This window comes from Kitasatospora saccharophila, assembly GCF_039529925.1.
GTDB lineage: Bacteria > Actinomycetota > Actinomycetes > Streptomycetales > Streptomycetaceae > Kitasatospora > Kitasatospora saccharophila.
The window spans coordinates 1-21,415 of the sequence record NZ_BAAANS010000064.1; the positions used below are offsets into that span (position 1 = coordinate 1).

Genomic DNA, 21,415 nt, shown 5'->3' on the forward strand with positions numbered 1-21,415 from the left:
TGAACCACCGGGAGGCGATCTTCGACCCGGTGGTGGCCTCGGCCGGCGGCCGTCGGCTGCGGATCGCGCACACCGTCTCGTTCTCCTTCGACATGTCCTGGGAGGAGCTGCTCTGGCTGGTCGAGGGCCACGAGGTGCACCTCCTGGACGAAGCCCTGCGGCGCGACGCGGAAGCGCTCTCCGCGTACTGCGCCGCACACGCGGTGGACGTCATCAACGTGACGCCCTCCTACGCCCAAGCCCTGGTCGACCGGGGCCTGTTGGACGAGGGGCGGCACCGTCCGGTGCTGGTGCTGCTGGGCGGTGAGGCGGTCGCCGAGACGCTGTGGACGAAGCTGCGGGACACCCCCGGGGTGTTGGGTTACAACCTGTACGGGCCGACCGAGTACACCATCAACACGCTGGGCGGCGGCACGCTGGACTCGGCGACGGCCACGGTCGGCCGGCCGATCTGGAACACGGTGGCGCACGTGCTGGACGGCCACCTGCGGCCGGTGCCGGTGGGCGTGGCCGGCGAGTTGTACGTGTCGGGCGTCGGGTTGGCGCGCGGCTACCTGAACCGTCCGGGCCTGACGGCCGAGCGCTTCGTCGCGGACCCGTTCGGCGCGCCCGGTGCGCGGATGTACCGCACCGGTGACGTGGTGCGTTGGCGGCCGGACGGCCTGCTGGACTTCCTGGGCCGGGCCGACGACCAGGTCAAGATCCGCGGCTACCGGATCGAACCCGGCGAGATCGAGGACGCGCTGAGCACGGATCAGGACGTCGCCCAGGCTGCCGTGGTGGTCCGCGAGGACACCCCGGGCGTCAAGCGCCTGGTCGCCTACCTGGTGCCAAGTGAGGGTACCCTTATCTCGGCCGCTGCGATCCGTCGCACGCTGGCCGCCCGGCTGCCCGAGTACATGGTGCCCTCGGCCTTCGTGGTCCTGGACGCCCTGCCGCTGACCGTCAACGGCAAGCTCGACCGGCCCGCCCTGCCCGCGCCCCGGGCCGAGCACTTCACCACCGGCGCCGAACGGCGCGCCCCGCGCCACCCGAGCGAGCGGGCGGTGCACGAGGCGTTCGCCGAGGTGCTCGGACTGCCCGAGGTCGGCATCGACGAGAACTTCTTCGACCTGGGCGGCCACTCGCTGCTGGCGATGGAGCTGCTCCAGCGCCTGCGCACCGACTTCGAGGGGGACCTCCGCCTGCCCGACCTGCTCGCCCGGCCCACCGTCTCGGCCCTCGCCGAGTTCCTGGTCGACCGGCTGGTCGACGCCGCCCTCGGCGACACCCCGCCCTGCACCGCCTGACCCCGCCCCCTGCCCGACCCCCCCCAAGAGGAGAACACCCCGATGGCTGCCACCAACCCGTTCGAGGACGACGACGCCCGCTACCTGGTGCTCGTCAACGACGAGAACCAGCACTCGCTGTGGCCCGCCTTCGCCGAGGTCCCGGCCGGCTGGCGCACCGTCCACGGCGAGGACACCCGGGAGGGCGCCACCGCGTACGTCGACGCGCACTGGACCGACCTGCGCCCCGCCAGCCTGATCGCCCGCACCGCCTGACCCCGCCCGCACGAGCAGGGGCGGCCCGCCACCGGGGCCGCCCCCGCGTCCCGCCGCTACCCGACGGATGGCCAACGCCGTGAGCACCCACCAGCCAGCCCCCGCCGCCGAGGCCCCCGCCACCGGAGCCCCCGCCGCTGAGGCACCCGGCCCGGACGAGGCCCCCGCCGAGACCGGTCCCGACCCCGCCGACGCCGGTCCCGACCTCGCCGACGAGGACCTCGCCCCCGCCGCCCTCCCCGCCGAGCGCCGCCGCCGCGCCAAGGCCCTGCTGCGCGCCGCGCTGCGCCCGCACCGGGCCACCGTGGCCGCCGCGATGGCCGCCGCCGCGATCCGGCAGCTCGCCCTGCTCGCCGTCCCCTGGTGCGTGCAGAAGGCGCTGGACGACGGGCTGCAGCGGCACGACGGCGGCGCCCTGCTGGGCTGGGCGGCCGCCACCGCGCTGGCCGCCCTCGTCCAGTTCGCCGGGCTGTACGGCTGGCAGTACTGGGCCGGGTACGCGGACGCCAAGGTCGGGGCCGACCTGCGCGGACGGCTGCTGCGCCACCTGGCCGGGCTGGACCGGGCCGCGCTGGCCGCGCGCGGCCACGGCGACCTGGCGATGCGGGCCACCCGGGACACCGACCTGGTGCGCGAGTGGGTGCACGGCCTGGCGATCTGGGTGGTGCTCGGGACGACCTTCCTGACCGTGCTGCCCGCGATCGGCGCCCTCGACCCCGGCCTGCTGCTGGTCACCCTGGCCACCCTGCCGTTCCTGGTCTGGGTCAACCTGCACTACCCGCGCCGCTTCGCCGCCGCCTCCGCCGACCTCGCCGCCGCGCACGGCCGCCGCGCCGACGCCGTCGCCGACCTGCTGCAGCTCGGCACCGGCCTGCGCGGCACCGGCGGGCACCGCCCGCTGGTCGACCGGCACCACACCGCCAGCGCCGAGGTCACCGCCCGCACCCTGACCGCCGCCCGGATCGAGGCCGGCTGGGCCGCCGTCGCCCCGCTCGTCCCCCGGCTGGCCGTCGCCGCGGGCGTCGGCCTCGGCGGCCTGGCCGTGCTGGACGGGCGCCTCACCGTCGGCGGGCTGGTCGCCTTCACCTCCTGGATGGCCGTCGTCACCCTGGCCACCCGCGTCCTGGTCGACCGGCTGCTGGAACGCGGCCAGGCCGACGTCGCCGCCGCCCGGATCGACGAGGTGCTGTCCCTCGCCCCGACCGTCGCCGACCCGCCCGACCCCGTCGCGCTGCCGGCGACGGGCCCGCTGGAGTTCACCGGCGTACTGGCCCGGCGGGACGGCAAGGCCGTCCTCGGACCCGTCGAACTGACCGTCGAAGCGGGCGAGTTCGTCGCCCTGCACGGCGCCACCGGCGCGGGCAAGAGCACCCTGCTGCGGCTCGGCGTCCGCCTCGACGACCCCGACGCGGGCACCGTCCGCTACGGCGGCACCGAGCTGCGCGCCGCCCGCCTGGACGAGGTCCGCTCCCGGATCGCGTACGTCGCCCAGCGGCCCGTGCTGCTCTCCGGCACCGTCGCCGACAACCTCCGGCTGGGCCGCGACCTCCCGCAGGCCGCCCTGGAGGACGCCTGCCGCACCGCCGGGCTGCACGAGCAACTGGCCGCGATGCCCGACGGCTACGCCACCGAACTCGGCGAGGGCGGCACCGCGCTCTCCGGCGGCCAGGTCCAACGCCTGGCGATCGCCCGCGCCCTGCTCGGCGACCCCGCCGTCCTGCTGCTCGACGACGCCACCTCCGCCCTGGACACCACCACCGAGGCCCTCGTCCTGGACCGCCTGCGCGGCTGGGCCGCCGGCCACCGCACCCTGCTGTTCGCCACCCACCGCGCCGCCGTCCTGGCCGCCGCCGACCGGACGGCCGAACTCCGGTCCCCCGCAGCGCCGTTCGAAGCACCGCCCGCAGGCGAAGCGCCCGCAGGAGAAGTGCCTGCAGGAGAAGCGTCCACGGGAGAAGCGTCCGCACCGTCCGCCCGCCCCGAACACGTGGAGGCCCGCCGTGGCTGAACAGCCGCTCCTGCGCGAGGAGGCCGACGAGCGCGGCGTGCTGCGCCGGGCCCTGCCGCACCTGCGCCCGCACCGGGCCCGGCTCGCGGTCGCGCTCGGCGTGGCGCTGGCCGACTCCGCCGCGTTGGTGGCCGTCGCCCCGCTGGTCGGCCTGGCCACCGACGCGCTGCTGGACGCCGACCGGGGCCGCCTCGTCCTGGCCGTCGTCCTGCTGGCCGGGCTGGCGGCCGCCCAGCTGGTGCTGGCCCGGGTCGGCGAGCTGCTGCTGATCCGCAGCGGCGAGGAGGTGGTGCGCGCCCTGCGCGAGCAGGCCGTGGAGAACCTGGCCACCGCGCCGCTGCGCTTCCTGGAGACCCACCGCGGCGGCGACCTGCTGCGCCGGGCCACCGGCGAGGTGGCCGAGCTGGCCGCGTTCGTCCGGCTGCACCTGCGCAACCTGGTCTCGGCGCTGGCCGTCCTCGGCTTCACCCTCGCCGTGCTGGCCGGGTACTCCTGGCCGCTGCTGCTGGTCCAGCTGGTGGTGTTCCTGCCGCCGACGCTGCTGGTCACCCGCTGGTTCCAGCGCGACGCGGCGGCCGCGTTCGGCGGCAAGGCGAGCGCCGAGGCGACCGTCGCGGCGACCTTCACCGAGACGCTGACCGCCCGGGAGGCGCTGCAGACCTCGCGCGGCCTGCCCGGCTGGACCCGGCGCTTCGACGCGGAGAACCGGCACGCGGTGCGCGCCGCCCGGCGCGCCCTGCGGGTGGAGAACCGGATCGACCTGGTCAGCCTGATCGAGGGCCTGGCGCTGGTCGCGCTGCTCGGCGCCGGCGGCTGGCTGGTCACCCGGGACGCGGTGGGCGTCGCCACCGTCGTGGTGTTCGTGGTCGCGAGCCGCAACCTGTTCGACGCCTGCACCGACCTCTCGCAGCTGGTCGGCGAGGTCGCCACCGCCCGCACCGGCCTGGCCCGGCTGCTCGACCTGCTCGCCGCGACCACCGCCGCGGCGCCCGCCGCGGACGTCGACGACCTGCCCGGACGCGGCGAACTGCGCTGCGCGGCCGTCGACTTCGGCTACCGCGCGGACGGCCGGGCGCTGCACGGCGTCACCCTGGCGTTCCCGGCGGGCAGCCGCACCGGCGTGGTCGGCGAGACCGGCTCCGGCAAGACCACCCTGGCCAAGCTGCTGTGCGGCCTGTACGCCCCCGACGCGGGCCGGGTCCTCTTCGCCGGCACCCCGCTGACCGCGCTGCCCGAGCGGCAGCTGCGCCGCCGGATCGTGCTCGTCCCGCAGGAGGTGCGCCTGGTCACCGGCACCGTCGCGGAGAACCTGGCGCTGGTGGGCAGCGCCCCCGACCGGGCGGCGGTCGAACGGGCGGTGGCCGGGCTCGGCCTGACGGGCTGGCTGGACGCCCTGGGCGGGCTGGACGCCGAGGTCGGGCAGCGCGGCGCGCGGCTGTCGGCGGGGGAGCGGCAGATCCTCGGCGTGGTGCGCGCGGTGCTGGCGGACCCGGCGGTGCTGGTGCTGGACGAGGCCACCGCCGACATCGACCCGGCCACCGCGGCCCGGCTGGAGCACGCCCTGGACGAGCTGCACGCCGACTGCACGCTGATCGTGATCGCGCACCGCCCCGCCACCATCGCCCGGCTGCCCCGGGTGGTGCGGCTGGCCGGCGGGCGGGTGGTCGCTGACGAGGGGTCAGGGACGGGCCGGTCTTTGCGCGAAGAAAAGGTTAGGCTAGCCTAAGCTTCAGTGTCGGTGAGGTGCCGCCCGCCCGGGGTCCGGACGGACGGCACCCCGCCGCCCGTCCCGGCCACCACCGATCGAATGGGCTGACCGATGACCACCACCCCGCCCGCGCCGCCGCGGATGCGGATCGTCCGCCACCCGCTCAAGTACCGCCTGCTGGACGTCAAGCAGGTCCGGCGGATCACCCCCGGCACGGTCAGGGTCACCTTCGCCGGTGACGCCCTGGAGGGCTTCTGCGAACAGGCCCCCACCGACCACGTGAAACTCTGCTTCGCCGCACCCGGCCGCGACCTGCCGACCGAGCCCGTCGTCCAGGACGACACCTGGATGGACGCCCCCGAGGAGCCCATCACCCGCGACTACACGATCCGCCACTACCGGCGCGAGGCCCGCGAACTCGACATCGACATGGTCCTGCACGACGGCGGCATCGGCTCCGACTGGGCGGCCGCCGCCGAACCCGGCATGAAACTCGGCGTGTTCGGTCCGCGCGGCTCCGAGGAGATCGACCTCGTCCACGACTGGTACCTGCTCGGCGCCGACGAGACCGCGCTGCCCGCGCTCGCCCGCTGGCTGGAGAAGCTCCCGGTCGGCGTCCGGGTGCTCGCCTTCGCCGAGGTCGCCGGCCCCGCCGACGAGCAGCACCTGCCCACCGCCGCCGACGCCACCCTCGTCTGGCTGCACCGCGGCGCCGCCGCCCCCGGCACCACCGACCACCTCGAACGCGCCGTCCGCGCCGCCGAACTGCCCCCCGGCATGGGCTTCGCCTGGATCGCCGGCGAGGCGCACACGCTCCGCCCGATCCGCCGCCACCTGCGCACCGAACGCGGCCTGACCCGCGACCAGGTCGACGTCGACGGCTACTGGAAGCGCGGCACCGCCAACCACGACCACCACGAGGACGAGCACACCGCCGGCCGGCCCGGCCACGACCACCACGAGGACGAGCACACCCCGCACTCATGAGCACGCACGCCCAGGCCCGCCCGGCGGCCCCCGCGCCCGTCCGCCGCACCACCGCCACCACCGCCCGCCGCACCGCCTGGCTGTTCGGCGCCCTCGCCCTGCTCGCCGTCCTCGCCGTCCTCTCGCTCGGCGTCGGCGCCCGCTCCATCGCCCCCGGGCAGGTGCTGCACGTCCTGCTGCACCGCGACCCCACCGGCGAGGACTGGATCGCGGTGCACCACTCGCGGATCCCGCGCACCCTGCTCAGCATCACCGTCGGCGCCGCCCTCGGCGTCTCCGGCGCGATGATGCAGGCCCTCACCCGCAACCCGCTCGCCGACCCCGGACTGCTCGGCATCAACGGCGGCGCCGCGGCCGCCGTCGCCGCCGGGACCGCCCTGTTCGACCTGCGGACCTTCCACGCCTTCGTCTGGTTCGCACTGCTCGGCGCGGCCGTCGCCGCGTTCGTCGTGCAACTCCTCGGCAGCGGACGCGGCCCCGCCACCCCCGCCCGGCTCGCCCTGGCCGGCACCGCCGTCACCGCCGTCCTCACCGCCTTCGTCAACGGCCTGGTCCTGCTCGACCCGCTCACCCTGAACCGCTTCCGCTACTGGCAGATCGGCACCTTCGCGGGCGTCGACGCCGCCGCCGTCGGCCAGGTCCTCCCGTTCCTGCTGGCCGGCGGCGCGCTCGCCCTGCTGCTCGGCCGCCCGCTGAACGCCCTCGCGCTCGGCGACGACACCGGCCGCGCGCTCGGCGCCCACCCCGGCCGCACCCGCGTCCTCAGCCTGCTCGCCATCACCCTGCTCTGCGGGGCCGCCACCGCCGCCGTCGGCCCGATCGCCTTCGTCGGCCTCGCCGTCCCGCACCTCGCCCGCCACCTGTGCGGCCCCGACCAGCGCTGGATCATGCTGCTCTCCGCCGCGCTCGCCCCCGTCCTGCTGCTCGCCTCCGACATCCTCGGCCGGCTGCTGCTGCGCCCCGCCGAACTCCAGGTCGGCGTGGTCACCGCCTTCCTCGGCGCCCCGCTCTTCATCGCGCTGGTGCGCGGCCGGAGGATCGCCCGCCTGTGAACGCCGTGAACCCCGTGAACGCCGTGAACGCCACCCCCGCCCTCGACGCGCCGCCGGCCGGGCTCCCGATCCGCGCCCTGCCGCTGCCCGGCGGCCGCTCGCTGCGCTGGCACCCGCGCGCCGCCCTGGTCACCGGCCTGCTGCTGCTCGCCCTGCTCGGCACCGCCGCCTGGACCCTCACCGCCGGCGACTACCCGCTGCCCGTCCGGGACGTGCTCGACGTCCTCGGCGGCGGCGGACGGCGCGCCGACCGCTACATCGTCATGGAGGTGCGGCTGCCCCGGCTGCTCACCGCCCTGCTGGTCGGCGCGGCGCTCGGCCTCGCCGGGGCGCTCTTCCAGACCCTCGCCCGCAACCCGCTCGGCAGCCCCGACGTCATCGGCTTCACCGTCGGCTCCGCCACCGGCGCGCTCACCGTCATCCTGCTGATCGGCGGCGGCGCGGCCGCCGTCGCCGGCGGCGCGGTGCTCGGCGGACTGCTCACCTCGCTGCTGGTCTACCTGCTGGCCCGGCGCGGCGGCACCCAGGGCTACCGGCTGGTCCTGGTCGGCATCGGCCTCTCCTCGCTGCTGTCCTCGCTGAACGCCTACCTGATCGCCCGGGCCTCGTTCAGCGACGCGCAGAGCGCCGCCGTCTGGCTCACCGGCAGCCTCAACGCCCGCGGCTGGGAGCACTGCACGCCGATGGCCCTGGCCCTGCTGGTGCTGCTCCCCGCCGCGCTGCTGCTCGGCCGCCCGCTGCGGATGCTGGAACTCGGGGACGAGACCGCCGCCGCGCTCGGCGTGCGCACCGAGGCCGTCCAACTGCGGCTGGTGCTGACCGGCGTGGCCCTCACCGCCGCCGCGACCGCCGCCGCCGGCCCCGTCCCCTTCGTCGCCCTGATCGCCCCGCAGGCCGTCCGCCGCCTCACCCGCACCACCGGCCCCAACCTCCCCGGCTCCGCCCTGCTCGGCGCCCTGCTGCTCGCCCTCTCCGACCTCGCCGCCCAGCGCCTGCTCGCCCCCACCCAGCTGCCGGTCGGCATCCTCACCGGCGTGGTCGGCGGCGGCTACCTGCTCTGGCTGATCACCCGCCAGTGGCGGCGCACCGCCTGACGGTCCGTCAGCCGGCCCGGCCCGCGCGGGGGGAGAGTTCGGCGGCCAGGAACGCCACCGCGTCGGCGATCAGGCCCGGCACGTCCGGGTACTCGCCGAAGCAGTGCCCGGCCCCCTCCACCGGCACCAGGACGGAGCGGCCGCCCGCCGCCAGCAGGCGCTCGTGCAGGGCCTCGGACTGGGACAGCGGCACCAGGTCGTCCCGCACGCCGTGCACCAGCAGGAACGGCGGCGCGGCGGACGTGACCCGGTGGACCGGGCTGGCCCCGTCGGCCTCCGCGACGAGCTCGGACGAGCAGCCGCCCAGCAGTTGGGTGACCGGGGAGTCCGGCCCGTGGTGGCCGAGGGCGGCCAGGTCGGTGGGCGGGTACCAGCAGACGGCGGCGGTCACCGCGTCGGTGGTCAGCGCCGCGAGCGCGGCCAGCGTCCCGCCCGCGGACTCGCCCCACACCCCGAGCCGGTCGGCGTCCAGCCCCAACTCCCCGGCGTACTCCCGCAGGTAGCGCAGCGCGGCGGTCACGTCGTCCAACTGGGCCGGGTAGCGGGCCTCGCCGGACAGCCGGTAGTCCACCGTCGCGACCGCGAGGCCCGCCGCCACCAGCGCCTCGAACACCGAGCCGGGCCGCATCGTGTTCGGCAGGTAGCGCCGGTCGCCCTCCCGGAACGCCCCGCCGTGCAGCCACACCACCACCGGGAACGGCCCCTCCCCGGCCGGCACGTGCAGGTCCAGCAGCAGCGGACGGAAACCGGTGCGCAGCGCGTAGCTGACACCGTGCCGGCTCAGCCCGCCGTACGGCGAGGGAACGGGGGCGACCGGAGGCAACGAGAGATCCATGCAGCCCCCGAGCGCCCCCGCCCCGCCGTTCATTCCCACCCGGCCCGGCGTCTCACGGGCCGAACGGCCCGGCCGCACGGTCGTGGTGTCAGCGCGGGGCCCGCCGGTCGTAGTCGCGCTGGTGCGCGCGGATCTCGGAGGCGTTCGCGACGGTCCAGTCGTAGAGGTGGGCGAAGGGCTCGCGCAGGGACTCACCGAGGGGGGTCAGCGAGTACTCGACGCCGACCGGCGAGGTCGGCAGGACGCGGCGCCTGACCATCCCGTTGCGTTCGAGCCGGCGCAGGGTCTGCGTGAGGACGCGTTGCGTGACGCCGTCGAGGCGGCGCTTGATCTCGTTGAACCGGCGCGGTTCGGCCAGCACCGCCATCACCATCATCGACCACTTGTCGGCTATCTGATCGAGGATGGGCCGGCTCGGACAGTCGGACCGGAACACCGCGTCCTGTTCGGCGACGGCTCGGTAGACGACCTCGGAAGTGGCCACGGCGGTATCCTCCACGATCCCTAGGGTGCCCGGAGTGCGTTATTGACGCAGGTCAAAGACGGTTTCACGGTAGGTGTGCAACAGGAACCAGAATCCTGTCAGACACCCGGGAGAAGAGCCATGGGCCACGACGCCTACCAGACCCTGCGGGTCAGCCGGCGGAACGCAGTCGCACACGTCGTGATCGACAACCCGCCGGTCAACGTCCTCGGCGTCGCGGTCATGGCCGACCTGCGGCGCCTGCTCGACACGCTGGCCGGCGACGACACCGTACGCGTGATCGTGTTCGCCAGCGCCGACCCGGACTTCTTCCTCGCCCACGTCGACATGACCGCCACCCCGGACACCCTCGCCGGGCTCGCGGCCGACCTGCCGAACGGCGTCAACGTCTTCCAGGCCGTCGGGGAGCAGCTGCGCCGCCAGCCCCAGGTGACCATCGTCAAGCTCGCCGGCAAGGCGCGCGGCGGCGGAGCCGAGTTCGTCGCCGCCGCGGACATGGCGTTCGCGGCGATCGGCAAGGCCGGGCTCGGCCAGGTCGAAGCCCTCATGGGCATCGTTCCCGGCGGCGGCGCCACGCAGTACCTCACCGAACGCGTCGGCCGTCACCGCGCCCTGGAGATCGTGCTCGGCGCCGACCTGATGGACGCCGAGACCGCCGAGCGGTACGGCTGGGTCAACCGGGCCGTCCCCGCCGACCGGCTCGACGAGTTCGTCGACCGCCTCGCCGGCAACATCGCCGCGCTGCCCGACGGCGTCGTCGCGGCCGCCAAGCACGCCATCGTCCCCCGCGACCACTCCGACGGCCTGGCCCGGGAGAACGACGCCTGGGCCGGGCTCGTGTTCCGGCCCGCCACCGCCCGGCTCATGGGCGCCGGGCTGGCCAACGGCGCCCAGACCCGGGACGGCGAAGAGGATCTGGAAGGTCTGTTCCGCGACCTCGCCGGATAACGGAACCCGCCGCCTCCGCCGCCTCCGCCGCCTCCGCCGCCTCACCGGCCTCCGTCCTGCGGGTCGTCAACGGCCCGGACGAGAACCGGATCGAACGCGGCCCGGCCGACGCGCAGTACCTCGACCGCTCGCGCCGACCGGGGGCCGGTCACAGCACCGGCGGCCGCCCCAGGCGGGTCATCCGGGCCACGGTGCGCCAGCGCATCGGGCGGCGGGGCGGGCAGGGGGTGCGCAGGCCCTCGGCGAAGCCGGCGGTCCAGGCGCGGAGGGCCGCGCGGGGCGGGCGGCGCAGGACGGTGACGGCGGTCCAGGCGGCGAGGTGGAGCGGGACGAGCGGGGCGGGCAGGTGGCGCTTGGCGAGCCAGACCCGGTTGCGGGCGGTGCGGCGGTAGTAGGTGGCGTGCCGGGCCGGGTCGGTGCGGGGGTGCTGGAGCAGCAGGTCGGCGCGGTAGTCGATCCGCCAGCCGGCGTCCAGGGCGCGCCAGGCGAAGTCGGTCTCCTCGTGGGCGTAGAAGAACTCGGCCGGGAACAGGCCCACCTGGTCGATCACGGACATCCGGATGGCGTGGCCCCCGCCGAGGAAGGTGGTGACCGGGCCGGAGCGCATCGGGTCGGCGTTGCCCAGCCGGGGCACGTGGCGGCGCTGGGTGAACCCGGTCTCGTCGGCGATCCGGAACGCCAGCACGCCCAGCCCCGGGTCGGCGGCGAACGCCTCGCGCACCAGCCGGAAGGTGTCGGTGCGCGGCAGCAGCCCGTCGTCGTCGAGCACCACCAGCACGTCCGTGCCGCCGAGTTCGCGCAACCGCTCGATGCCCGCGTTGCGCCCGCCGGGGATGCCCAGGTTCTCCGGCAGCTCGACCACGTCCACCCAGTCGGGCTGCGGCGGCAGCGCGGCGCCCTGCCCCAGCAGCACCGTCCGCACCCCGTGCTCCGCGCCCTGCTGGGCGGCCACCGAGGCCAGCAGGGCGGCGAGTTCGGCCGGCCGGTCACCCATGGTGAGCACCACCACGCCGAGTGTCGGTTCCATCCGCCCGTTCCCTTCGCCTGCCCGTCGGTCAGTCACACCGTACCGGTCACCGGCCGCCCCGGCGGGTCACAGCAGGCACCGGAAGACCCGGGAGCCGCGGGCGGGGTCCAGTGCGGCGGCCCAGGACGGCGGGGCGGCCGCGGCCGGGACCTCGGCGAAGCCGTGCCGGGCGAACAGCGCGCCGTCCCCGGTGGTCGCGGTGACCACGGCGGACAGCGCGGCCCGCCGGGCGTGCGCCAGCGCGGCGGCCACCAGCAGGCCGCCCAGCCCGCGGCCCTGCCGCTCGGCCCGCACGCACAGGTTGTGCAGCACGCCGGTCGGCGGGTGCCCGGGCTCGGACGGCAGGACGCGCAGCGCCGCGCAGGCGTCCGGGGCGCCGTCCGGGCCGCGGACCACCAGGAAGGTGTCCGCGGCCCGCCGGTAGTCGGCCGGGGTGCGGGCGCGCAGCGCGCCGGTGCGCAGGAACGGCAGCGACAGTTCGTACAGCGCGCGGGCGTCGCGGAAGTCGGTGCGGACGGCGACGGCCGTGGCGAGCGTCATCCGAGGGCGTCCCCGTGCGCGGAGAGCCGTTCCAGCACCCGGGCGGTCTCCAGGACGACCCCGCACTTCCCGGCCGTCCAGCGCAGCGCCTCGTGGTGCTGCTCGGCGGAGAAGTCGGCGACGGCGTCGGCGACCACGAACGCCTGCAGGTCGCGCTGCCAGGCGTCGGCGGCGGTCATCTGAACCCCGATGTGGGCGTAGACCCCGGCGATCACCAGCTGGTCGCGGCCGAGCGCGGCGAGCTGCTCGGCGAGGTCGGTGCGGACGAAGGCGCTGTACTTCCACTTCAGCACCAGCCGGTCCCCGGGCGCGGGCGCGACGGCGGCGGGCATCGCCTGGGCGTGCTCGTCGGCGGGCAGCCCCGGGCCCCAGAAGTCCAGCTGCAGGCCGCGCTGTTCGGGGCTCTGCCCGCCGCGCTGGTGCGAGTGGAACACCGGGACCCCGGCGGCCCGGGCGGCGGCCAGCAGGCGGGCGGTGTTCGCCAGGACGGGTTCCAGCGGCGGCCCGGCGGGCGGGAACGCGGACAGGAAGTAGTGCTGCAGGTCGTGCACCAGCAGGGCGGCCCGGGCCGGGTCGACCTGCCAGGGGACGCGGCGCGGCGGCAGCTCGGCGGGCAGCGGCAGCGGGTAGGGGGCGATGGCGGGGAGTGCCACGGACGACGGCCTTTCTGGGGAGGGGGACGGTCGGGGCGGTGGGGGCCGGCGGGTCAGTCCCGGCGGGCGCGCAGGCCCTGCTTGCTGACCTTGCCGATGCCGGTGGACGGGAAGGACTCGACGAACTCCACCAGGTCCGGCACCTTGTACCCGGCCAGCCCGGCGGCCCGGACGAACGACTTCAGCTCGACCGGCCGGGGCCGGTCCGCGCCCGGGCGCAGCACCACGTACGCGCAGGAGCGCTCGCCGAGGAACTCGTCCGGCACCGCGACCACCGACACGTCGTGCACCGCCGGGTGCGCCAGCAGCACGTTCTCCACCTCCTCGGCGGCCACCTTCTCGCCGCCCCGGTTGATCTGGTCCTTCGCCCGCCCCTCCACCACCAGGTGCCCGGTGGCGGTGCGCCGGACGATGTCGCCGGTGCGGTAGAACCCGTCCGGGGTGAACGCGCGGGCGTTGTGCCCGGGTGCCCGCCAGTAGCCGCGGACGGTGTACGGGCCGCGGGTCAGCAGGTGGCCGGGGGTGCCGTCGGGCAGGTCGCGGTCCTGGTCGTCGACCACCCGGACCTCGTCGTCGGGCGAGATCGGACGGCCCTGGGTGGTGAGCACGGTGTGCTCGTCGTCCTCGGGGCGGGTGTAGTTGACCAGGCCCTCGGCCATCCCGAACACCTGCTGGAGCCGGCAGCCGAGCGCCGGTCCGAGCCGCCGGGCGGCCTCCTCGCTCAGCTTGGCCCCGCCGACCTGCAGCAGCTCCAGGCTGGACAGGTCGGGTCCGCCCGCCCCGGCCGCCTCGGCCGCCGCCGCCCAGGCCAGCGCGAGCGGCGGCACCACCCCGGTCAGGGTGACCCGCTCGAGGGCGATCAGGCCCAGCGCGGTGGCCGGGCTCGGGTCGGGGGCCAGCACGACCCGGCCGCCCGCGAAGAACGTGCCGAGCGTGCCCGGGGAGGACAGCGGGAAGTTGTGCGCGGCCGGGAGCGCGCACAGGTACACCGAGTCCCGGGTGAGTCCGCAGATCTCGGCGGACGCCCGGACGCTGTACAGGTAGTCGTCGTGGCAGCGCGGGATCAGCTTCGGCAGGCCGGTCGAGCCGCCGGACAGCTGGAGGAACGCCAGGTCACCGGAGTCGGCCGGCTCCGGTACCAACGCCCCTTCGGGGGCGCGCAGTTCGGCCAGCGAATCGAACGGCCCCGGCTCCCCGACCACGAACACCTCCGGCGGCTGCGGCACCGCCGCCCGCACCTCGGCCGCCAACTCGCGGTGGTCGAAGCCCTCGTGGCGGTCCGGGACGAACAGCGCCCTCGCCCCGGCGAACTCGCAGAAGTACGAGATCTCGGCCCGCCGGTGCGCGGGCAGCGCCATCACCGGCACCACCCCGGCCCGCAGCGCGCCGAAGAACACCTCGAAGAACTCGGCCACGTTGGGCAGTTGCAGCACCACCCGGTCGCCCCGCTGCAACCCGCGCGCCGCCATCCCGGCCGCCAACCGGTCGGCCCGGGCGTCCAGTTCGGCGTAACTCCACTGCCGGGAACGGTCGGTGACCGCGATCCGGTCCGGCGCGGCGGCCGCGTGCCGCCGGATCATCGCGTCCAGCAGCTCGCCGGTCCAGTACCCGGCGGCGCGGTGGCGGGCGGCGGCCTCGGGCGGGTACAGGTTCATCGGGCGTCCTCCGGAGGGCAACTCGGCTGGGCGGAAGGGAAGTCGGCGGGGTGCGGCGGTTCGGTGTCGGTGCCGGTGCCGTGCTGGCGCAGCCCGGCGTCCAGCAGGCGCCCGCTCCAGTGCCGGGTGACGGCGGCCTCCGGGTCCGGGTCCACCGGGTGCGGGCTCACCGGGTCCGGGCTCACCGGGCGTCCGCCAGGCCCACCGCGTGCAGGAAGGTGCGGAACTTGGCCGCGGTCTCGGCGAGTTCGAGCTCCGGGTCGGAGGCGGCGACCACGCCCGCACCCGCGAACAGGCGCAGCAGGTCCCCGTCCGCCTCGGCGCAGCGCAGGGTCACCACCCACTCGCCGTCGCCGGAGGCGTCGCCCCAGCCGACCACCCCGGTGTACAGACCCCGGTCGAAGGGCTCCAGCTCGCCGATCGCCGCCCGGGCCTGCGCGGTCGGGGTGCCGCAGACCGCCGGGGTCGGGTGCAGGGCGAGGGCCAGCTCCAGCGCACTGGTGGCCGGGTCGCGCAGCACGCCGGTGACGGTGGACGACAGGTGCCACATCGCGGCGGTGCGCAGCAGCACCGGCCGTGCGGGGACGGCCAGTTCGGCGCAGAACGGGGACAGTGCGGCCCGGACCGCGTCGACCACGAAGGCGTGCTCGGCGAGGTCCTTCGCGGACTCCAGCAGCGCCTCGGCCCGCCGCCGGTCCTCCACCGGGTCGGCGCTGCGGGCGGCCGAGCCCGCCAGCGGGTTGGACACCACCCGGGTGCCGCGCCGCGACACCAGCAGCTCCGGGCTGGCCCCGATCAGCGTCGCCGTGCCGCCCGCGGGCACCGCGAAGGTGTAGCCGTGCGGGTCGCGCCGCACCAGCCGGGCCGCCATCGCCGCCAGGTCGCTCCCGCCGGGCGCGGTCAGCTCCAGGGTGCGGGCCAGCACCACCTTCTCCAGCGGCGAGTCACCGGCCAGCCGGCGCACCGCCTCCGCGACCGCCGCCCGGTAGCCGTCCGGCTCCGGCACCGGCCGGCTGCGCCAGCCCCCGTCCCCCGCCGGGGCGCCGGGTGCCGGTTCCCCGTCCAGGGCCGCCACCGGCCCGGCCCGGCGGACCCGCTGGGGGACGAACAGCCGGGCGGGCGCGCCCGGATCGAACGGGATCGCCCCGACCACCAGCCGTTCCCCGCCGCCCCCGCCGGCCCCGTCGACTCCGTCGGCCCCCGCGCCGAGCAGCGACCCGACCGCCGCCGGGTCCTCGACCGTCCGGTGCACGCCCTCGGCGAGCAGGGTGCGGGTCGGCGTGGCGAGCAGCGCCCGGGCGGGACCCGGCCGGTACGCCGCCAGCAACCCGGCGGCGGTGTCGGTCGCGCCGGCGCCGGCGGCGGCCGCGGCAGCGGTGTCGGCGGTGTCGGTCGGGGTCGCGGGCGTTCGAAGTGCGGAAGCGGTGGTCATGCTGCTCCGTTCCGCCGATGCGCGGACGCGCGTCGGCACGGCGAGGCGGGAGAGGTGGCGGGAGCGGGGCAGGGGCGGGGACGGGGGCGGGCGTGGCGGAGCGGCCGGGGGCGGAAGCGGTCGCCGCCCCGGGCACGGGGGTCGCGGCGGGAGGCGGCGGCGGGCGTCAGGCCCGCAGGGTCGCGCCGCCGTCGACGTACAGGTCGTGCATGGTGATGTGCCGGGCCCGGTCGCCGGCCAGGAAGGCGACCGCCTCGGCGATGTCGGCGGGGTCGGCGATCCGGCCGAGCGGGATGCCGACCCGGTAGCTGGCCGGGTCGCCCTCCAGGACGCGGCGTTCGGCGTCGGGGTCGGTCCACAGCGAGCGCTGCATCGCGGTGTCGGTGGAGCCGGGCGAGACCAGGTTGCAGCGCACCCCGGCGGCGGCGAGTTCCAGCCCCAGGCAGCGCACGTACATGGCGGTGGCGGCCTTGGACGCGGCGTACGCGGCCATGCCGGTGCGCGGGACCCCGGCGGCGTTGGAGCCGACGGTGACGACGGAGCCCCGGCCGCGCGCGGCCATCCGGCGTCCGACCGCGCGGCAGGTGTGGAACACGCCGGTGGTGTTGACCTCGAAGGAGTGCCGCCAGTCGGCGTCCGTCAGTTCCAGCGCGGGTGCCACCCGCAGCACTCCGGCGACGTTCACCAGCACGTCCACCGGCCCGAGTTCGCGTTCGACGCGCTCGACCAGGGCCTCGACGGCCGCGCCGTCGGTGACGTCCAGCTCCCGGACGCCGTCCGCCCCGCCGTCCGGGTCGCCGCGCAGGTCGCAGCCGACCACCCGGGCGCCGCGGGCGGCCAGCAGGGCGGCCACGGCCGCGCCGATGCCCTGGGCCGCCCCGGTGACCAGGGCGATCCGGCCCCCGAAGTCGTCCCCGGCGGTGGCGGCGGGGAGGGCGGGCGCGGGTATGCGGGTGGTGAAGGGCATGGGGGTGCTCCGGGGTGTGCGGACGCGGCGGGCCGGAGGACCCCGACCCACTGAGGTTAGGTTAGCCTAATCTTCCTTCCCGGGGTGCCCCGCGACCACCCGCCCCCACCGCCGTCCTGACCCCCCGTCACCCGCGCCGCACCCGCCACGGCCGGACCGCACCCGGACCCCGCGCCCACCCGCACCCGCCCGCTCCCGGCCCCCGCGCCGCCCCGCATTGCGCCCCGTCCGCCCCACGAGGACGCTGGACCCCAGCGGGTGGGCGCCCGCCCGCGTGAGCCGAGGAGGCCACCGGTGAGATTCATCCAGATCATCGAGTACCGGACCGGGCGGATCGACGAGTTCGACGAGCTGCTGGACGAATGGGTCGCCAAGAACGAGGGCCACCGCCTCGCCGTGCGCGCCCTGCAGACCAGGGACCGGGACGGCACCGACACCTACCTGAACATCGTGGAGTTCCCCTCGTACGAGGTGGCGATGGAGAACTCGCAGCGCCCCGAGACCGCCGAGTTCGCGGCCCGGGCCGCCGCACTCTGCGACGGCCCGCCGACCTTCCGCAACCTGGACGTGATCGGCGACCGCACCCTGTCGGACTGAGCGCCGGACCGAATCCCGGAAAGGGGCTGGTCAAGCGGGCGGCGGCTGCGCAGCATGGGTACCCGCCGGTAGTACCACCCGCTCCCAGGAGGCCCCCTTGTCCCGTGAACCGCTCAGCCACTGCACCGGCCCGACCGGCACGCCGCTGCTCGACGACACCGTCGGCGCCAACCTCGACCGGGCGGTGCGCGCCTTCCCGGAGCGGGAGGCGCTGGTGGAGTGCGCCACCGGCCGGCGCTGGACGTACGCCGAGTTCGCCGCCGACGTGGACGCGGTGGCGCTCGGCCTGCGCGCCCGGGGCGTCGGCAAGGGCGACCGGGTCGGCATCTGGGCGCCGAACCGGGCCGAGTGGACGCTCGCCCAGTACGCCACCGCCCGGCTCGGCGCGATCCTGGTGACGATCAACCCGGCGTACCGGGCGCACGAGTTGGAGTACGTGCTCGGCCAGGCGGGGGTGCGGCTGCTGGTGGCCGCCGAGCGGTTCAAGACCTCCGACTACGCGGCGATGATCGCCGAGGTGCGCCCGCGCTGCCCCGGTCTGGCGGACGTGGTGCTGCTGGACGGCCCGGACTGGCCCGCGCTGCTGGCCGCCGGCCGGGCCGGGGACCGGGCGGAACTCGCGTCCATCGCCGAGGAGTTGAGTGCCGACGACCCGATCAACATCCAGTACACCTCGGGCACCACCGGCTTCCCCAAGGGCGCCACGCTCTCGCACCGCAACATCCTGAACAACGGCTACTTCGTCGGCGAGCTGTGCGGCTACACCGAGCGGGACCGGATCTGCCTGCCGGTGCCCTTCTACCACTGCTTCGGCATGGTGATGGGCAACCTCGCGGCCACCTCGCACGGCGCCTGCACGGTGATCCCGGCCCCGGCCTTCGACGCCGCCGCCACCCTGGCGGCGGTGGCCGCCGAGCGCTGCACCTCGCTGTACGGGGTGCCCACCATGTTCATCGCCGAGCTGGCCGACCCGGGGTTCGACGGGTACGACCTGTCCGGCCTGCGCACCGGCATCATGGCGGGCGCGCCGTGCCCGACCGAGGTGATGAAGGGCGTGATGGAGCGGATGGGCATGGCGGAGGTGTCGATCTGCTACGGCATGACGGAGACCTCCCCGGTCTCCACCCAGACCCGGGTGGACGACTCGGTGGAGCGCCGGGTCTCCACCGTCGGCCGGGTCGGCCCGCACCTGGAGGTCAAGGTGGTCGACCCGGAGACCGGCCGCACCGTGCCGCGCGGCGAGCCCGGCGAACTGTGCACCCGCGGCTACTCGGTGATGCTCGGCTACTGGGGCGAGCCGGAGCGGACCGCCGAGGCGGTCGACCCGGAGGGCTGGATGCACACCGGCGACCTGGCGGTGATGGACCCGGACGGCTACCTGTCGATCACCGGCCGGATCAAGGACATGGTGATCCGCGGCGGCGAGAACGTGTACCCGCGCGAGATCGAGGAGTTCCTGTACGCCCACCCGGACGTGCTCGACGTCCAGGTGATCGGGGTGCCCGACGCCAAGTACGGCGAGGAGCTGATGGCCTGGGTGCGGATGCGCGAGGGCGCGCGGCCGCTCACGGCGGAGGCGGTGCGCGCATTCTGCACCGGCCGGCTCGCCCACTTCAAGATCCCGCGCTACGTGCACGTGGTCGAGGAGTTCCCGATGACCGTCACCGGCAAGGTCCGCAAGGTCGAGATGCGCGAGGTGGCGGCCGCCCTGCTGGCGGGGGAGCGGGACGCCGCGCACTGACGCGCGTCGACCGGTGCTGACCAGCGGGTTCACCGGGGCCGGACCTAGCCGGGGGTCCGGCCCCGGTGCGTTCCGTCCGGCATCGAAGCTGTCACGGGTCTTGACGCCCACTTTTCTCATACGTTAAATCTCGGCGTGAAGTAAGCGGCCGGGGTCCGCGACTGACGTGCGGTCACGCGCGACGCCCCCCGGCCGCCGTCCCCCGGATCCCACCAGACGGGTGTGCACCCCCATGAACCGAGCTCCCCGGTCCCGCCGCTACGGCCTCGCGGCGGCCGCCGCCACCGCCCTGGTCGCGACCCTCGTCGCCCCCACCACCCAGGCCGCCGCGGCCCCCGTGCCGCCCGGCGGCGGCAGCCTCGGCGCGAACGTGATCGTCCTCGACCCGGGCATGCCCAAGGCCGAGATCCAGGACCGCCTGAACGCCCTCGCCCAGGCCCAGGCCGGCAACGAGTTCGGCCCGCAGCGCTACGCGATCCTGTTCGAGCCCGGCAGCTACGGCACCGCGGCCGACCCGCTGGTCTTCCCGGTCGGCTTCTACGAGAGCGTCGCGGGCCTCGGCAGGAACCCCGGCGACGTGGTGATCAACGGCTCCGTCAACGTGTACAACCAGTGCGTCGGCGGCGACCAGTCGCAGTGCTACGCCACCACCAACTTCTGGCGCTCGCTGAGCAACCTGACGGTCAACGTCGCGGGCCAGAGCGGCTGTTACGGCAACACCGACTTCTGGGCGGTCTCCCAGGCCGCACCGCTGCGCCGGGTCCAGATGAACGGCAACGTGACGCTGATGGACTACTGCACCGGCTCGCCCTCCTGGGCCAGCGGCGGCTTCATCGCCGACTCCAAGTTCACCGCCGCCACCGTGGTCAACGGCTCCCAGCAGCAGTTCTTCACCCGCAACAGCAACCTGGACGGCTGGAGCAACGGCGTCTGGAACCAGGTGTTCTGCGGCACCGAGGGCGCCCCCGCCCAGTCCTTCTCCACCGAGCAGGGCGCCTCCCCGTACACCACCCTGGACACCTGCCCGGTCACCCGCGAAGCCCCCTACCTGTACCTGGACGACCAGGGCCGGTACCGGGTCTTCGTCCCCGCCACCCAGCGCGACTCCCGCGGCACCAGCTGGGAGGACGGCGCCACCCCGGGCCGCTCGGTCTCCCTGGACGACTTCTACGTGGTCCGCCCCGGCGCCGACGTCAAGCAGATCAACGCCGCCCTCAAGGCCGGCCGCGACCTGCTGCTCACCCCGGGCGTGTACGAGCTGCCCGAGGCGATCAAGGTCACCCGCCCCGGCACCCAGGTGATCGGCCTCGGCTTCGCCACCCTCGTCCCGACCAAGGGCAACGCCGCGATCAAGGTCGACGACGTGGACGGCGTCAACGTCTCCGGCCTGATCGTCGACGCCGGCGAGAAGAACTCGCAGGTGCTGGTGCAGGTCGGCAACCGGGGCGCCCACGACGCGCACCGCAACGACCCGATCGCACTGTCCGACGTGTTCTTCCGGGTCGGCGGCGCGCTGAACGGCGCGGCCGACACCGCGCTGGAGGTCAACAGCGACGACACCCTGATCGACGACGCCTGGATCTGGCGCGCCGACCACGGCACCGGCGGCGGCAGCTGGACCAGCGCCCGCAGCGACACCGGACTGGTCGTCAACGGCGACCGGGTCACCGCCACCGGCCTGGCCGTCGAGCACTTCCAGAAGACCGAGGTCGAGTGGAACGGCGAGCACGGCCAGGTGGTGTTCTTCCAGAACGAGAACCCCTACGACGTGCCGAACCAGGCCGCGTGGATGGCGAGCAAGCAGCAGAAGGGCTACCCGGCGTTCGCGGTCGGCCCGAAGGTGAAGACCTTCGAGGGCTGGGGCATGGGCAGCTACTCCTACTTCAACCAGGGCGTCGACATCCGCAACTCGACGGCCTTCCAGGCGCCCGTCACCCCCGGCGTCAAGTTCCACGACCTGCTGACCGTCTTCCTGAACGGCTCCGGCGGCATCGACTCGGTGATCAACGGCACCGGCCGCGCCGTCGACCCCTCCTTCGGCGGCCCCAGCAACGTCGTCTCCTACCCGTGACGACCGCCTGAGGCCACCCGGCCCCACGGACACGGCCCGCCGCGCGCTCCGGCCCGAGCGCGCGGCGGGCCG

Annotated in this window: 20 protein-coding genes; 11 read left to right on the forward strand and 9 right to left on the reverse strand. The window is 75.6% G+C overall.

Features of this window, described 5'->3' with window-relative positions; all coding sequences use genetic code 11:
• From ABD345_RS32920 to ABD345_RS32950, 7 genes are all read left to right on the forward strand, one after another.
• The coding region (locus ABD345_RS32920) for a non-ribosomal peptide synthetase (RefSeq protein ID WP_344557558.1) at nt 1–1,289 on the forward strand (1,289 nt) is incomplete at its 5' end.
• Nucleotides 1,290–1,331: 42 nt separating this feature from the next.
• Complete coding sequence (locus ABD345_RS32925) at nt 1,332–1,544, forward strand: MbtH family protein (RefSeq protein ID WP_344557559.1); 213 nt, start codon at nt 1,332–1,334, stop codon at nt 1,542–1,544.
• A 79-nt stretch (nt 1,545–1,623) separates the two neighbouring features.
• The gene (locus ABD345_RS32930) at nt 1,624–3,552 is read left to right on the forward strand and encodes an ABC transporter ATP-binding protein (RefSeq protein ID WP_344557560.1); all 1,929 of its coding nucleotides are present in this window, start codon (nt 1,624–1,626) and stop codon (nt 3,550–3,552) included.
• A complete protein-coding gene (locus ABD345_RS32935) occupies nt 3,545–5,278 on the forward strand; it encodes an ABC transporter ATP-binding protein (RefSeq protein WP_344557561.1) in 1,734 nt (577 codons plus the stop codon). Before ABD345_RS32930 ends, ABD345_RS32935 begins: the two co-directional genes overlap by 8 nt.
• A 93-nt stretch (nt 5,279–5,371) precedes the next feature.
• On the forward strand, nt 5,372–6,247 hold the full coding sequence (locus ABD345_RS32940) for a siderophore-interacting protein (RefSeq protein ID WP_344557562.1): 876 nt from the start codon (nt 5,372–5,374) through the stop codon (nt 6,245–6,247).
• Nucleotides 6,244–7,299 carry a FecCD family ABC transporter permease gene (locus ABD345_RS32945; RefSeq protein WP_344557563.1) on the forward strand — a complete coding sequence of 352 codons (1,056 nt, stop codon included), beginning with the start codon at nt 6,244–6,246 and terminating at the stop codon, nt 7,297–7,299. The genes ABD345_RS32940 and ABD345_RS32945 overlap by 4 nt, the downstream gene beginning before the upstream one ends.
• Nucleotides 7,296–8,393, forward strand: coding sequence for a FecCD family ABC transporter permease (locus ABD345_RS32950; protein ID WP_344557565.1), 1,098 nt, complete (start codon nt 7,296–7,298; stop codon nt 8,391–8,393). Before ABD345_RS32945 ends, ABD345_RS32950 begins: the two co-directional genes overlap by 4 nt.
• 7 nt (nt 8,394–8,400) lie before the next feature.
• Here ABD345_RS32950 and ABD345_RS32955 read toward each other — a convergent pair whose 3' ends face one another.
• On the reverse strand, nt 8,401–9,228 hold the full coding sequence (locus tag ABD345_RS32955; RefSeq protein ID WP_344557566.1) for an alpha/beta hydrolase fold domain-containing protein: 828 nt from the start codon (nt 9,226–9,228) through the stop codon (nt 8,401–8,403).
• A gap of 88 nt (nt 9,229–9,316) precedes the next feature.
• Entirely contained in the window at nt 9,317–9,712 is a 396-nt protein-coding gene (locus ABD345_RS32960; RefSeq protein ID WP_344557567.1) for a winged helix-turn-helix transcriptional regulator, read from the reverse strand.
• A gap of 120 nt (nt 9,713–9,832) precedes the next feature.
• On the opposite strand from ABD345_RS32960, the gene ABD345_RS32965 reads away from it, so the two are divergent.
• Nucleotides 9,833–10,660, forward strand: a complete 828-nt coding sequence (locus tag ABD345_RS32965) for an enoyl-CoA hydratase/isomerase family protein (protein ID WP_344557568.1) — start codon at nt 9,833–9,835, stop codon at nt 10,658–10,660.
• Nucleotides 10,661–10,808: 148 nt separating this feature from the next.
• Here ABD345_RS32965 and ABD345_RS32970 read toward each other — a convergent pair whose 3' ends face one another.
• From ABD345_RS32970 to dhbA, 7 genes are all read right to left on the reverse strand, one after another.
• The gene (locus ABD345_RS32970; protein WP_344557569.1) at nt 10,809–11,687 is read right to left on the reverse strand and encodes a glycosyltransferase family 2 protein; all 879 of its coding nucleotides are present in this window, start codon (nt 11,685–11,687) and stop codon (nt 10,809–10,811) included.
• Between the two features lie 66 nt (nt 11,688–11,753).
• Nucleotides 11,754–12,227, reverse strand: coding sequence for a GNAT family N-acetyltransferase (locus ABD345_RS32975; protein ID WP_344557570.1), 474 nt, complete (start codon nt 12,225–12,227; stop codon nt 11,754–11,756).
• A complete protein-coding gene (locus tag ABD345_RS32980) occupies nt 12,224–12,880 on the reverse strand; it encodes an isochorismatase family protein (RefSeq protein ID WP_344557571.1) in 657 nt (218 codons plus the stop codon). The genes ABD345_RS32975 and ABD345_RS32980 overlap by 4 nt, the downstream gene beginning before the upstream one ends.
• A 53-nt stretch (nt 12,881–12,933) precedes the next feature.
• The gene (locus ABD345_RS32985) at nt 12,934–14,535 is read right to left on the reverse strand and encodes a (2,3-dihydroxybenzoyl)adenylate synthase (RefSeq protein WP_344557572.1); all 1,602 of its coding nucleotides are present in this window, start codon (nt 14,533–14,535) and stop codon (nt 12,934–12,936) included.
• On the reverse strand, nt 14,532–14,720 hold the full coding sequence (locus ABD345_RS32990; RefSeq protein ID WP_344557573.1) for a hypothetical protein: 189 nt from the start codon (nt 14,718–14,720) through the stop codon (nt 14,532–14,534). Before ABD345_RS32990 ends, ABD345_RS32985 begins: the two co-directional genes overlap by 4 nt.
• Nucleotides 14,717–15,967: an isochorismate synthase gene (locus tag ABD345_RS32995; protein WP_344557574.1), complete on the reverse strand. Its 1,251-nt coding sequence runs from the start codon at nt 15,965–15,967 to the stop codon at nt 14,717–14,719. The genes ABD345_RS32990 and ABD345_RS32995 overlap by 4 nt, the downstream gene beginning before the upstream one ends.
• Nucleotides 15,968–16,133: 166 nt before the next feature.
• Nucleotides 16,134–16,934, reverse strand: a complete 801-nt coding sequence (dhbA, locus tag ABD345_RS33000; RefSeq protein WP_344557576.1) for a 2,3-dihydro-2,3-dihydroxybenzoate dehydrogenase — start codon at nt 16,932–16,934, stop codon at nt 16,134–16,136.
• A 294-nt stretch (nt 16,935–17,228) separates the two neighbouring features.
• On the opposite strand from dhbA, the gene ABD345_RS33005 reads away from it, so the two are divergent.
• The 3 genes from ABD345_RS33005 to ABD345_RS33015 all read left to right on the forward strand — a co-directional run bounded on the left by ABD345_RS33005 (nt 17,229) and on the right by ABD345_RS33015 (nt 21,343).
• Nucleotides 17,229–17,531: a hypothetical protein gene (locus ABD345_RS33005; RefSeq protein ID WP_344557577.1), complete on the forward strand. Its 303-nt coding sequence runs from the start codon at nt 17,229–17,231 to the stop codon at nt 17,529–17,531.
• Between the two features lie 97 nt (nt 17,532–17,628).
• On the forward strand, nt 17,629–19,272 hold the full coding sequence (locus ABD345_RS33010) for an AMP-binding protein (RefSeq protein ID WP_344557579.1): 1,644 nt from the start codon (nt 17,629–17,631) through the stop codon (nt 19,270–19,272).
• A gap of 232 nt (nt 19,273–19,504) precedes the next feature.
• On the forward strand, nt 19,505–21,343 hold the full coding sequence (locus ABD345_RS33015; RefSeq protein ID WP_344557581.1) for a hypothetical protein: 1,839 nt from the start codon (nt 19,505–19,507) through the stop codon (nt 21,341–21,343).
• Nucleotides 21,344–21,415: the final 72 nt, after the last annotated feature.